An 11,905-nucleotide genomic window follows, 5' to 3' on the forward strand; every position below is an offset into this window, starting at 1 on the left:
TAGCGGCCGACCTGCGGGGCATTCCGTACCCGGGAGGAGCAGGCAGATGGAACATCGGCTGCCGGTGGGCACGCCCGGCGAGGCTGGCGGCGTACCGCTGCCGTGGGGTCGCCTGCAGTTCGAACAGGTGGGCGCGGCCCTGATCGCTGATGGCCTGGTGGCCGAGCAGGAGCGCGAACGCATGCGGTTTTCCGCACAAGGCGCGCGCAATGCCAGTGAAGTGCACCCGCTGGTGCTGCTGTCCAACCTCAAGCTGGCGGCCAGCGGCGGCGGCGAACTGACCCTGGAACGCCTCACCGAGTGGCTGGCGCGGCGCACCAGCAGCCGCTACCTGCGTATCGATCCGACCCGGGTCGACGTTGCCGCCGTCACCGCACTGGTCTCGCATGCCTATGCACGCCGCCACCGCTTCCTGCCGCTGGCGGTGGATGCCGAGCGCGTGCTGGTGGCCACCAGCGAGCCGCTGGTGCAGGAATGGCGCCGTGACCTGCAGCACCTGACCCGGCGCCGCATCGAACTGGCGGTGGTCAACCCGCTGGACCTGCACCGCTACACCATGGAGTTCTACGGGGTGACCCGTTCGGTGCGCGGCGCCCGAGGCGACGTGCGTGGCGAAGCCAATACCACCCTGCCCAGCTTCGAACAGCTGGTGGAGCTGGGCCGCACCGGCGACGTCAACGCCGACGACCAGCACATCGTGCATATCGTCGACTGGCTGCTGCAGTACGCCTACGAGCAGCGCGCGTCGGACATCCACCTGGAGCCACGCCGCGAAATGGGGCGCATGCGCTTCCGCATCGACGGCGTGCTGCACAAGGTGTTCGAGGTACCGCCGGCGGTGATGACCGCGGTGGTCAGCCGCATCAAGGTGCTCGGCCGCATGGACCTGGCCGAACGCCGGCGCCCGCAGGATGGCCGCATCAAGACCCGTTCGCCGGGCGGCCGCGAGGTCGAGATGCGCCTGTCGACCATGCCCACCGCCTTCGGCGAGAAGTGCGTGATGCGCATCTTCGACCCCGATGCCGCGTTCAAGAGCATCGACCAGCTCGGTTTCAGCCCGCAGGAGGCGGCGGGCTGGAATGCACTGGTCGAACGCCCGCACGGCATCGTGCTGGTGACCGGCCCGACCGGCTCGGGCAAGACCACCACCCTGTATTCGACGCTGAAGCGCCTGGCCACGCCGGACGTGAACGTGTGCACGGTGGAGGACCCGATCGAGATGATCGCGCCCGAGTTCAACCAGATGCAGGTGCAGACCAATATCGACCTGGACTTCGCCAGCGGCGTGCGCACCCTGCTGCGGCAGGACCCGGACATCATCATGATCGGCGAGATCCGCGACCTGGAAACCGCGCAGATGGCGGTGCAGGCCTCGCTGACCGGCCATCTGGTGCTGTCCACCCTGCATACCAACGACGCGCCCTCGGCGGTCACCCGCCTGCTCGACCTGGGCGTGCCGCACTACCTGCTGGCCAGCACCCTCAACGGCATCCTTGCCCAGCGCCTGGTGCGCACGCTGTGCCCGCACTGCAAGCAACCGCACAGCTTCGGCGCGGCCGATTGGGCGGTGCTGGCTGATAGCCATGCTGCATATCCAGATGCCGCCACGCCCTGTCGGCCGGTCGGTTGCCTGGAGTGCCGGCGCACCGGATTCCTCGGCCGCATCGGCCTGTATGAGTTGCTGCCATTGGGTTCGCGGCTGCGCGGGCAGATCCGCGCCGACATGGATCTGGCCGGTTTCACCCGCGCCGCGCGGGCTGAAGGGCTGCGAACCCTGCGTCAGGCCGGGCTTGAAAAGGTGGCGCAGGGGCTGACTACAATCGAGGAAGTCCTGTCAGTCCTGCCGCCCCCGGATGAACCCAGCCCCATTCCTGATCCTTGAAACCGGCCGCCCGGTGCCGTCACTGCGCCGCTACGGGCGCTTCCCGCACTGGATCCGCGTTGCCGCCGGGCTGGAAGAGCACGAGACGGTGGTGGTCGATGTCGAACACGGTGGTGACCTGCCCGACCCGCATGCCTTCGCCGGCGTGCTGGTGACCGGCTCGGCTGCCTTCGTCACCGACCATGCCGAATGGAGCGAGCGCAGTGCAGCGTGGCTGCGCCAGACCGCCCACGACGACCTGCCGGTGTTCGGCATCTGCTACGGCCACCAGCTGCTGGCGCACGCGCTGGGCGGCGAGGTGGCCTATAACCCGGCCGGCCGCGAGTCCGGCACGATCGAGCTGGAACTGCAGCCGCAGGCCGCGCAGGACCCGTTGTTCCAGGGCCTGCCGCAGCATTTCGCCGCCCATGCCACCCACCTGCAGACGGTGCTGCGCGCGCCGGACGGTGCCGAGGTACTGGCGCGCTCTCCGCTGGACGGCTGCCATGCCTTCCGCTGGGGGCGCCAGGCCTGGGGCGTGCAGTTCCATCCCGAGTTCGCCACCCACCACATGCGCGGCTACGTGCGTGCCCGCGCCGACTGCATCGGCCGCCACGGCGGCTGCGCCCGCAGCATCGAGCGTGCGGTCAGTGCCGCACCGCTGGCCCGCCAGCTGTTGCGCCGCTTCGTCCGCCAGGCGCGGCTGTCTTCAGCCCAGCCGGCGACAAAACAGGGATAATCGGCGGCACGGGTGACTGCCCGGCCCCCTTTCTGTCCCTCCCGGATGTCCATGAAAGAGATTCGCAAGCTGCCGGCCTCGGCGGGCGCTCAATGGTTGCTCGATACGTTCTCCCTGTACCGGCGTGCGCCGCTGCAGCTGGCCCGGATCGGCCTGACCTGGCTGCTGGTGAGCTGGGTGGTGACCCTGCTGTCGACGCTGATTCCCGGTGCCGCCGGCATGGCCGTGCAGCTGATGACCCTGGCCATTTCGCCGATCATGTTCGGCGGCATGCTCTATGCCGTGGGCGAGATCGACGAAGGCCGCCCGGGCCTGGCCTCGCACCTGCTGCAGCCGATCCGCGACCACCGCGTCAGCCACCTGCTGGTGCCGCTGGCGATCCAGGTGCTGGCGGTGCTGCTGCTGGGCGCACTGTTGTTCATGATGATCGGCCGCGAGGGCTTCACCGCCTTCAGCGAGGTCATGACCAAGATGGAAGAAATCAGCCGCAGCGGCCAGCAGATCAAGCCGGACGACGCGGCCGCACTGGTCGCCAACCTGCCGGCCAAGCGCATCGCGCTGTGGATGCTGCTGGTGTTCCTGAGCGCGGTGGCGCTGTCGCTGGCGATGTTCACCCAGCCGGCGCTGGTGGTGTTCGACAAGCAGAGCGGCATGCATGCGCTGCGCCTGAGCCTGCAGGGCTGCATCGAGAACATCGGCGCGATGTTCGTGTTCGCCGCGCTCGGCCTGATCGCCGCGTTCTGCATGTACATCCTGTTCGTGATCGTGATCCAGGTCGCGATGCTGATCGGTGGCCCGCTCGCCGCGGCCTTCATCGCCCAGCTGGTGCTGACCACGGTGCTGATGCCGCTGTATGTCGGCGCGGTCTACGCTGCGTGGAAGCAGATGTTCGTGCACCGCGGCAGCCGCGCGGCCCCGCCGATTCCGACCACGCCGACCTCGAGCGACGTGTTCCACGCCTGACGGTCGCTCAACGGTAGCGCCGGGCCATGCCCGGCGGGCGGCATCGCATCGAGAACCAAGACACGCCGGGCACGGCCCGGCGCTACCGCATCAGGCGGCGGGTTTCTTCACTACCGACGACGGCACCAGCCAGCGTGCGGCGTGGATGCCCAGTTCGTAGAGCAGGCACATCGGGATCGCCAGCATCAGCTGCGAGACCACGTCCGGCGGGGTCAGCACCGCCGCCACCACGAAGATGCCGACGATCGCGTAACCGCGGCCTTCCTTGAACTGCTGCGGCGTCACCCAGCCCAGCAGCACCAGGATCACCATCGCCACCGGCAGTTCGAAACTGCCGCCGAAAGCGAAGAAGATCGCCAGCACGAAGTCCAGGTAGGCGTTCGCATCCGGAGTGATCGCGATCACGTCCGGGCTGAAGGTGGTCAGGAAGTGGAACACCGCCGGCAGCACCAGGAAGTAGGCGAAGGCACAGCCGGCGTAGAACAGCAGCACCGACGACACCAGCAACGGCACCGCCAGGCGCTTCTCGCGCGCGTACAGGCCCGGGGCGACGAACGCCCACAGCTGGTACAGCAGCCACGGCACCGCCACGAACAGGGCGACGAAGAAGGTCAACTTCAGCGGGGCGAAGAAGGCGCCGGCGGGGTTGGTGGCGATCATCGTCTGCCCGTTCGGCAGCTGCGAGACCAGCGGTTCGGCCAAGGCGTTGTACAGCTTCTGGGTGAATGGCAGCAGGCCCAGCAGCACTACGCCCAGGCCCAGCAGCGCGCGTACCAGGCGTCCGCGCAGTTCCACCAGATGTTCGACCAGCGAGCTTTCGCCGAAGTCCTGTTCACTCATGGATGACGCTCCGTGCTCTGCGTCGGCGGCGTCGGGCCGGCTTCAGCGGACGTGGCAGGAACGGCCCCTGAAGAAACAACGCCTTCCGTAGCAGCCGTGGTCGAAACCGGTCCGCTGTCCTGTGCCGGCGCATCGGTCTCGGACGGCTGGCTCAGGTGTGGCGGCAGATCCGCCTGTGCGGGTGTACGCACCTCCTGCACAAGGTCATCGCCCTGCTGCTGCGCCTGCTGCGCTTCGCGGCGGATTGCTTCACCGCTGGCACGCAACTGGTTCTCGGTGTCCTGCATGCCCTGGCGCACGTCCTGCATCTGCCGCTTGATGTCCTCGGCCTGCAGTTCGCGCTCCAGTTCCTGTTTCACCGAATCCCACTGATTGCGGGCACGACGTACCCACAGGCCGGCAAAGCGGGCCGCCTTGGGCAGGCGCTCAGGACCGAGCACCACCAAGGCAACCACCGCAATCACCAGCAGTTCGCTGAAGCCGATATCAAACACTGCAACCGCTCCGGATCAGCGTGGGGTGCGGTCGTGCTCGTCCTGCGCGGTGCGCGAGGCATCCTGGCTGCGCGATTCATCGCCCAGCTGCGCGTTCGGCTTGTCCTCGTCGCGCATGCCCTTCTTGAATTCCTTGACCGCCGAACCGAGATCCTTGGCGCCGCTGGTCAGGCGCTTGGTGCCGAACACCAGCAGGACGATGGCCAGCACGACCAACCAATGCCAGATGCTGAAACTGCCCATAAAGACGCTCGTTACGTTAGTGATCAGGCTGTCGAGCATAGCGCACCGGGTGTTAGCCGGCGCGCGTGACGAAAGTCAGTTTCCGCCCAGCGTTTCCGTACGGATTTCACCGTCGGTGACCGGCTGGAAGCCCTGCTGCTGCGGCGGCGGGGTCTGCGGCACGTTCTGCAGCGGCGCGGTGGTGGCTTCGGCCGGCGCGGCCGGCGCTGCCTGAACAGGCGCCGGGGCGGCTGCCGGGCGCGGGGCGTTGCCGCCATTGCCGTTGCGGTTGTTGCGAGCGGCGTAGGTGGCCTCTTCCAGGCGGTCGCGGAAGGCGACCACATCCATCGACGGCGAACCCGCCGCACGGCCTTCGAAGATCATCCGCGGTGTGGTGTTGCTGCCGTAGGCGTCGAGGTTGGCGGCATCGTCGATCTGCAGCACCGCACCATCAAGAGCAACACCGGCGAACAGGCCCCGGGCGCGGGACCACGACCAGATCTCGGCCTTCAGCTGGCCGTCGGTCGCAGCAGCGGCATTGCGGCCAACCGGGCCCGCCGCGACACCGGCATCGGCGCCAAGGGTGAACTTGCCGTTGACCAGATTGTCCAGGCTGCGGTCGTTGCGGAACACCAGCACCACGTCGGAGGACTGCACACCGGCCTGGAAGCCGATGCTGCCACCGGTAAGCTTGATGAACACCGGGTTGGACCAGGCGCCGTTGGGCATGCGTACCGACATCAGGCCATGCCCACGGCGACCACCAATGACCAGACCGGCCTTGATCGTGTCGGGAATGACGATGACGGCGCGGCCTTCGTCCAGCAATTTGTCAGGAATACCCTGTTCAGGGATTCCCTGGATTTCGGCCAGCACGCGTACCGCATTGCGGGCGCGCTGGTCTTCCTGCGGTCCGGCCATGGCCTGGCTGGACAGCAGAGTGGCGGCGATCAGCAGGGCTTGGATCGGGCGACGCATGGCAGGCTCCAGAAGTCAGTCCATAGGAAGATATAGCAAGTGACTGAAATTAATAGTGTTGCCATGAATCGCCAATGAGCGTTGCCCACTCACATTGACGTGGGCTATGCCTGCAATCCGAACCCTGCATCCCGGCGCGGCATCGGATCGGCGACAATAGCCACCATGCTCGACGCACCCGATACCGCCGTGTTGGCGGTCAACCTAGGCACGCCCGAGACGCCGACGGCTCCTGCCGTACGCCGTTACCTGGCTGAATTCCTGTCCGACCCCCGCGTGGTCTCGATCCCGGCGCTGCTGTGGCAGCCGCTGCTGCGCGGCTTGATCCTGCCGCTGCGCAGCAGCCGTTCGGCGGCCAAGTACGCCCAGGTCTGGCTGCCCGACGGCTCACCGTTGATGGTGTACACCCGCCAGCTGGCGCAGGCCATGCAGGCGCTGCTGCCGTCGCTGACGGTACGCCATGCGATGCGCTACGGTGAACCGGCGCTGGGCAGCGAGCTCGACCGCCTGGCCGCCGAAGGCGCGCGCCGCATCGTGGTGCTGCCGCTGTATCCGCAGTACTCGACCACCACCACCGCCTCGGTCGAAGACCGTGTCGACGCCTGGCAACGCCGCAACCCGGGCGTGACCGTCAGCCTGGTCCGCGACTATTCAGTCGATCCAGGCTGGGTCGAGGCGGTTGCCGGCTCCATCCGGCGCTACTGGGAGCAGCATGGCCGCGGCCAGACGCTGATGTTCTCCTTCCATGGCATCCCACAGCGCCTGGCCGACGGCGGTGATCCGTATCCGCAGCGCTGCGAGGCCAGTGCACGTGCCATCGCCAATGCATTGGGCCTAGCCAGCGACGAGTGGCAGCTCGGCTACCAGTCGCGCTTCGGCCGCGAACGCTGGCTGCAGCCATACGCCGAGCCCAGCCTGTGGGCGCTGGCCGAATCCGGCGTGAAGCAGATCGACGTGGTCTGCCCGGGTTTCGCCACCGACTGCCTGGAGACATTGGAAGAGGTGGCGATGGGCTTCACCGAAACACTGGCCGAACGCGGCGCGACGATGCGCTACATCCCCTGCCTCAACGCCGAACCGGATCACGCGCGTGCGCTGGCACGGCTGGCCGTGGCGTCACTGGCATGAGCCTGCAGCCGTTTGAGCTCGAGGTGAGTGGCGCCCGCGTCGCCGGCCTGCGCAACCACGGCGACGGCCCGCGTGTGCTGGCCCTGCATGGCTGGCTCGACAACGCGGCCAGCTTCATGCCGCTGGCACCCCATCTGTCATCGTTGCAGCTGGTGGCGATCGACCTGCCCGGCCATGGCCACAGCGCGCATCTGCCGGCCGGTGCCAGCTACACAACCGCAGCCGCGATCTGCCACGTGCTCGATGTCGCCGATGCGCTGGGCTGGGACCGCTTCACCCTGCTCGGCCATTCGATGGGCGCCGGCATCGCCAGCCTCACCGCGTCGGTCAGCGACCGTATCGAACGGCTGGTGGCGATCGAAGCACTCGGTGGCCTGCGCGGGCCCGAGGAAGAAACCGCCAACCGCCTGCGCGAGCATGTGAATGCCACCCGTGGCCTGGCCCGCAAGCAGCTGCGTGTATTTCCCGACCTGGCCGCACCGATCCGCGCGCGGATGATGACCAACCAGCTCAGCGAAGGCTGCGCACGGCTGCTGGTCGAACGCGGCGTCGAACCCGTGGAAGGCGGCTACCGCTGGTGCAGTGATCCACGCCTGATGCTGCCCACCGCGATCCGTCTCAGCGAAGGCCAGATCGACAACCTGCTGCAGGCCATCGCCTGCCCGACACAGGTGATCTATGCCACGCCGGCGCAGTCCTACTATCCGGAGCCGATGCGTAGTGATCGCCTGCGGCACCTGCGTGATGGACGGCTGGCGGTGTTTCCCGGCAACCACCACCTGCATATGGAAGACCCGGCACGGATCGCCGAAGTGATCCTGCGCTTCTTCAACAACGACAACGCCGGCTGAGTCCGGACCGGCGCGCACTTCACTCTGCGCGCCTGCGGCCGATACACCAGTTGCGGGCCCCTGCGCCCGCGGCACGCGGGTCCGCTCGGGCCTGCGGCGTGTGTCTGGTTCTGCAAGGAAGTCCGCATGCCCGCTTTACTGCACCGTCACCCACAGGATGGGGTCACGGCGCGCCGTCGCTGCGGCGTTGATCGCGTCGCATTCCCCCAATTCCCGGTCCATGCCATGACCACGCCGTTGCGCGTGCACCAGGGCGTGGCCGTTGTCGTTTGTTGATCCAGGAGTCGCCGATGTCCATTGCATCTTCCCGCCCCCCCGATACCGCCCGCCTGCCACATCTGCAGCAGCTCGCGCGCAGTGCTGATCGTCGCCTGCTGCTTGGCAGTGCGGCCCTGGCCGTGGCCGGCCTGCTGCTGGCTGTGCGCGGCCCGCAGGTGCTGAGCGCCTCGTTGGCCGCCGTCGCGGTATTGCCTGCCGTGTGGCTTGCTGGCCCGCAGGCGGGTCAGGCCATCGCCCGCAATGGCCTGGCGCTGCTGTTGTCACTGCAGTTGACGCTGTTGTGTGCGATCACCGGTCTGTCGCCGGCGCTGCCGATTGCACTGCTGCTGGGCGCGCTGCTGGGTCATCGCGATCGCCTGCCGGTGTGGTTGGCCGGTGGTGTCGGCACGCTCGCACTGCTGGCGCCGATGCTGGATGGCGCTGCGGTGCTGCCGACCGTGCTGCCGGCCGCCCTGCTGGCCGGCCTGACCCTGTTCCTTGGCCAGGTCGCGCTGCGCCTGCGCCAGCAGACCGAAGCCCTCGGCCACGGTCCACGCCGACTGGCCGCGCTCGCGCGTGATATCGCCACCGGCGCCGATCTCGGTGCACACACGGACACGAGCGCCTATGCCCCGGGCTCGCTGGCGCACGCGCTGGCCGATACCGCCCGCCACGTGCAGGCGCAGCGCGGCCGCGAAGCAGAGGCCAATGCCGAGAACGCACAGATCCGCCAGGCACTGGATGCATCGCGCACGGCAATGATGATTGCCGACAATGATCACGTGATCCGCTACGTGAACCGCTCGGTGGTAGCCCTGCTGCGCAACCAGCAGGCCACCCTGCGCCAGGCATTTCCCGATTTCGACGCCGAACGCCTGGTCGGCAGCAGCATCCATCGCTTCCATGCCAACCCGGACCGCATCCGCGCCATCCTCAACGGCCTGCAGGTGACCCACAACGGCAAGGTGCAGATCGGGCCGGTGCACTTCGCACAGGTAGTCACGCCGGTGTTCGACGCGCAGGGCGCACGGCTGGGCTTCGCCGTGGAGTGGCACGACCGCACCCATGAACTGGCCCTGGAGAACGCAGTTGCCGGCATCGTCGCTGCAGCTGCCGCGGGTGATCTCGATCAGCGCCTGCAGGCCAGCGAGGGCGCCAGCTTCCTGGATGGGCTGACCGGTGGCATCAATCAGCTGCTCGATACCTTGGGCGGCACTATCGATGAAGTGCGGCAGATGCTTTCGGCCCTGGCCAACGGTGATCTCGACCGGCGCATGCACGGTGAATACCACGGTGCCTTCGCTGCGATCCAGCGCGACGCCAATGCCACCGCCGGGCAGTTGGCGCGGATGGTCGGCCACATCCAGCAATGCGCGGCGTCGATCAGCACCGCAGCCAGCGAGATTGCCGCCGGCAACGGCGCGCTGTCCGAACGCAGCGAGCGTCAGGCCGCGCACCTGCAGGAAACCGCGGCATCGATGGAGGAACTGACGGCCACGGTGCGCCAGAACGCCGCCCACGCGCGGGAAGCCAGTACGTTGGCGGCCGCCACGCAGAGCGCGGCCAGCGACGGCAACGCCGCGATGCAGCAGGTGGTCGACACCATGCAGGCCATCGAGGGCGCGTCGAAGCGGATCGGCGACATCACCGGCGTCATCGACGGTATCGCCTTCCAGACCAATATCCTGGCACTGAACGCCGCGGTGGAAGCAGCACGGGCCGGCGAGCAGGGCCGCGGCTTTGCCGTGGTCGCCAGCGAGGTTCGCGTCCTGGCACAACGTTCGGCTGCTGCAGCCCAGGAGATCAAGAAGCTGATCGACGAAGCAGGTCGCCAGGTCGGCGACGGTGCACAGCAGGTGGCCGACGCCGGCCAGCGCATGCAGGGCATCGTGGGCGGCGTGGAGAACGTCAGTCACCTGATGCGTGAGATATCGGCCGCCTCCCAGGAGCAGTCGATCGGTATCGAACAGATCAACCAGACCGTGGTGCAGATGGACCAGGCAACCCAGCAGAACGCTGCGCTGGTGGAGGAAGCGACCGCCGCGGCGCGCGAGCTGCAGTCGCAGGCCGGAACGCTGACCGAAGCGGTATCGGTGTTCCGCCAGCAGGCTCCGCAGGGGATTGCCCTGGTCGCCTGATCGCGACCAACAACGTGATCTGATGAGGACGGCGCCCGCAGGGCGCCGTTTTTTTGCGTGTTCTGCGTGACGGGTCAGGAAAAGACGGTTGCCGGAGTAGCTGGATCCGCCTGCGCCGGCTACCACTGGTAGTTGCCAACCTTGGTTGGCGCCGCTCTTCGCGGGAACCACGCGTGGCGTGGATCTACTGCCGGTCAGCCTGCCGTGGGTCGCTGCCAACCTTGGTTGGCGCCGATGTTCCGCACCGGAACGCATTCGCCCGCAGCGTGGATCTACAGGTAGTGCCGGCCGCTGGCCGGCAGCTTTATCCCTGCGCTCTGCGCCGAAGGCGCAATCCCGCATCGGAAGATAATCCCCGAATCATTATCCGGGACACAAAGAAAAACCCCGCTGCGTGAGCAGCGGGGTTTTTGGGTATAAACCCTGGCGATGACCTACTCTCGCATGGCTTAGGCCACACTACCATCGGCGCAGCTACGTTTCACTTCCGAGTTCGGGATGGGATCGGGTGGTTCCATAGCGCTAATTTCACCAGGGAGGCTTTTGGAGAGTCGCACTCGTCCCGGAGGACAAGGCGCCAGCCTCGCATAGTTCTTGTGACGTAGCGTGCACTTGGATGCTCTTACGACGTTGTCGTAAAGCCAAGGCAACTTGAGGTTATATGGTCAAGCCACACGGATCATTAGTATCAGTTAGCTCAATACATTGCTGTACTTACACACCTGACCTATCAACCACATAGTCTATATGGTTCCTTCAGGGGGCTTGTGCCCCGGGAGATCTCATCTTGAGGCGCGCTTCCCGCTTAGATGCTTTCAGCGGTTATCGCTTCCGAACATAGCTACCCGGCAATGCCACTGGCGTGACAACCGGAACACCAGAGGTTCGTCCACTCCGGTCCTCTCGTACTAGGAGCAGCCCCTCTCAAATCTCCAACGCCCATGGCAGATAGGGACCGAACTGTCTCACGACGTTCTGAACCCAGCTCGCGTACCACTTTAAATGGCGAACAGCCATACCCTTGGGACCGACTACAGCCCCAGGATGTGATGAGCCGACATCGAGGTGCCAAACACCGCCGTCGATATGAACTCTTGGGCGGTATCAGCCTGTTATCCCCGGAGTACCTTTTATCCGTTGAGCGATGGCCCTTCCATACAGAACCACCGGATCACTAAGTCCTAGTTTCCTACCTGCTTGATCCGTCGATCTTGCAGTCAAGCACGCTTATGCCTTTGCACACAGTGCGCGATGTCCGACCGCGCTGAGCGTACCTTCGAGCTCCTCCGTTACTCTTTAGGAGGAGACCGCCCCAGTCAAACTACCCACCATACACGGTCCCCGACCCAGATAATGGGCCCAGGTTAGAACGTCAAGCACGACAGGGTGGTATTTCAAGGATGGCTCCACTGCAGCTAGCGCCACAGTTTCAT

Annotated in this window: 10 protein-coding genes and 2 rRNA genes (1 of these 12 cut by a window edge); 6 read left to right on the top strand and 6 right to left on the bottom strand. The window is 66.5% G+C overall.

The window, feature by feature from the left end; all coding sequences use genetic code 11:
• Nucleotides 1-46: 46 nt before the first annotated feature.
• The 3 genes from AC3ITW_RS21915 to AC3ITW_RS21925 are packed head-to-tail and all read left to right on the top strand — an operon-like array spanning nucleotide 47 to nucleotide 3,563.
• Nucleotides 47-1,882: a GspE/PulE family protein gene (locus tag AC3ITW_RS21915; protein ID WP_012512518.1), complete on the top strand. Its 1,836-nt coding sequence runs from the start codon at nucleotides 47-49 to the stop codon at nucleotides 1,880-1,882.
• Nucleotides 1,854-2,600, top strand: coding sequence for a glutamine amidotransferase (locus AC3ITW_RS21920; RefSeq protein WP_012512519.1), 747 nt, complete (start codon nucleotides 1,854-1,856; stop codon nucleotides 2,598-2,600). Before AC3ITW_RS21915 ends, AC3ITW_RS21920 begins: the two co-directional genes overlap by 29 nt.
• Nucleotides 2,601-2,651: 51 nt before the next feature.
• The gene (locus AC3ITW_RS21925; protein WP_012512520.1) at nucleotides 2,652-3,563 is read left to right on the top strand and encodes a BPSS1780 family membrane protein; all 912 of its coding nucleotides are present in this window, start codon (nucleotides 2,652-2,654) and stop codon (nucleotides 3,561-3,563) included.
• A 90-nt stretch (nucleotides 3,564-3,653) separates the two neighbouring features.
• Here AC3ITW_RS21925 and tatC read toward each other — a convergent pair whose 3' ends face one another.
• From tatC to AC3ITW_RS21945, 4 genes are all read right to left on the bottom strand, one after another.
• Entirely contained in the window at nucleotides 3,654-4,403 is a 750-nt protein-coding gene (tatC, locus tag AC3ITW_RS21930; protein WP_006403544.1) for a twin-arginine translocase subunit TatC, read from the bottom strand.
• Nucleotides 4,400-4,897: a Sec-independent protein translocase protein TatB gene (gene tatB / locus AC3ITW_RS21935; RefSeq protein ID WP_006403547.1), complete on the bottom strand. Its 498-nt coding sequence runs from the start codon at nucleotides 4,895-4,897 to the stop codon at nucleotides 4,400-4,402. Before tatB ends, tatC begins: the two co-directional genes overlap by 4 nt.
• 15 nt (nucleotides 4,898-4,912) lie before the next feature.
• Nucleotides 4,913-5,140, bottom strand: a complete 228-nt coding sequence (gene tatA, locus AC3ITW_RS21940) for a Sec-independent protein translocase subunit TatA (protein ID WP_012512521.1) — start codon at nucleotides 5,138-5,140, stop codon at nucleotides 4,913-4,915.
• 75 nt (nucleotides 5,141-5,215) lie between these two features.
• The gene (locus AC3ITW_RS21945) at nucleotides 5,216-6,097 is read right to left on the bottom strand and encodes a lipid-binding SYLF domain-containing protein (RefSeq protein ID WP_489389936.1); all 882 of its coding nucleotides are present in this window, start codon (nucleotides 6,095-6,097) and stop codon (nucleotides 5,216-5,218) included.
• Between the two features lie 165 nt (nucleotides 6,098-6,262).
• Here AC3ITW_RS21945 and hemH point away from each other — a divergent pair, with 165 nt between their 5' ends.
• The 3 genes from hemH to AC3ITW_RS21960 all read left to right on the top strand — a co-directional run bounded on the left by hemH (nucleotide 6,263) and on the right by AC3ITW_RS21960 (nucleotide 10,472).
• Nucleotides 6,263-7,225 (top strand): ferrochelatase, encoded by a 963-nt coding sequence (gene hemH, locus AC3ITW_RS21950; protein ID WP_100435500.1) that lies wholly within the window; start codon nucleotides 6,263-6,265, stop codon nucleotides 7,223-7,225.
• Nucleotides 7,222-8,076: an alpha/beta fold hydrolase gene (locus AC3ITW_RS21955; protein WP_489389937.1), complete on the top strand. Its 855-nt coding sequence runs from the start codon at nucleotides 7,222-7,224 to the stop codon at nucleotides 8,074-8,076. The genes hemH and AC3ITW_RS21955 overlap by 4 nt, the downstream gene beginning before the upstream one ends.
• A 290-nt stretch (nucleotides 8,077-8,366) precedes the next feature.
• A complete protein-coding gene (locus AC3ITW_RS21960; protein WP_153676203.1) occupies nucleotides 8,367-10,472 on the top strand; it encodes a methyl-accepting chemotaxis protein in 2,106 nt (701 codons plus the stop codon).
• Between the two features lie 421 nt (nucleotides 10,473-10,893).
• Here AC3ITW_RS21960 and rrf read toward each other — a convergent pair.
• A 5S ribosomal RNA gene (rrf, locus tag AC3ITW_RS21965) occupies nucleotides 10,894-11,008 on the bottom strand.
• A gap of 125 nt (nucleotides 11,009-11,133) precedes the next feature.
• A 23S ribosomal RNA gene (locus AC3ITW_RS21970) occupies nucleotides 11,134-11,905 on the bottom strand (it continues 2,108 nt past the right edge of the window).

Source organism: Stenotrophomonas sp. KH_052, from assembly GCF_057838755.1.